Annotated in this window: 1 protein-coding gene; it reads left to right on the forward strand. The window is 42.0% G+C overall.

Annotated features, from left to right (window positions below; genetic code table 11):
• Positions 1-143: 143 nt before the first annotated feature.
• The coding region (locus OKA04_RS25050; protein WP_264503875.1) for a hypothetical protein at positions 144-1,016 on the forward strand (873 nt) is incomplete at its 3' end.

Below are 1,016 nucleotides of genomic sequence, written 5' to 3' on the forward strand. Positions count from 1 at the left end.
CCCATGTTGACATCTCTGGAGTGATTGATTCAGATTCGCAGAAATGTAATTCAGAGCAAATCCATTCAGCTAATGGGATAGTATCCCGGGATGTCAACCATGATCACATAGAAAACTGCAAAGTTGAATCAAATGATTTTCCCTTGAATACTATCTCTGAAACAAGATATCCAACAGACAATTGGAACAGTTCTCAGTTTGCTCTGAGCAATGATGGTTCACCTGTTCTCAATAATCAGAGTACTCCACAAACTGGTCATGGCTATGGAGATAATGATCTAACCTACATTGATTGGCCTGCTATTGATAATTTTGAGGACGTCGACAACTTATTCAGGAGGTGTGATTCCACGTACGGTCAGCAGCAACTTCCGAACACGGATGAACTGTCATGGATTCCTTCTTCAGATGCCATGTACTCTTCTGATGTTGCTATGCAACCAGGGTTTGAATCCTCGTATTCTGATTATGGTATCCTGGATGACCTCTCCGCATTCAATTGTACGGAAGATAAATCCCTGACAACAGCTGATCCTTCAAGTGCTGTATGTGACGAGCAATTCGATGACTCTTATCTGTTCAATGAGCAAAAACCTGAAGATGTTTATGGCGAACAGGCTTACCAAAGGGATGCGATGGAATTGTTGTCCAGCGACCAGATATGCACTGGGCAGGAAAACCTAGATATGATTGGAAATCGATATTCATCGGAAAATGCCATGGAACAGCCTGAAGATCAGAAGTTTTCTATAGCTTCAGGTTCTCAACTAAGCTCTTCTCAGAATTTATTGAACCAAAAGAACCACTTGGATTCAACTTCACCAAGTAACATAACTTCTGAGTCCTATCCAGAAAGAAATTGCCAGATCATTCCATCTGGGGCTTCCTTTGCAGAGAGAAACTTGAAGGTGCAGAAGAAAGTGGCCAGTTCGGCATCAGGACAACTTATCAGTGATAATGTGACTGGACATCCTGGTCATCAAACATTGACAAGAAGGGCTTCATATCCTTGTGAG

It is taken from the genome of Luteolibacter flavescens, assembly GCF_025950085.1.
GTDB lineage: Bacteria > Verrucomicrobiota > Verrucomicrobiia > Verrucomicrobiales > Akkermansiaceae > Haloferula > Haloferula flavescens.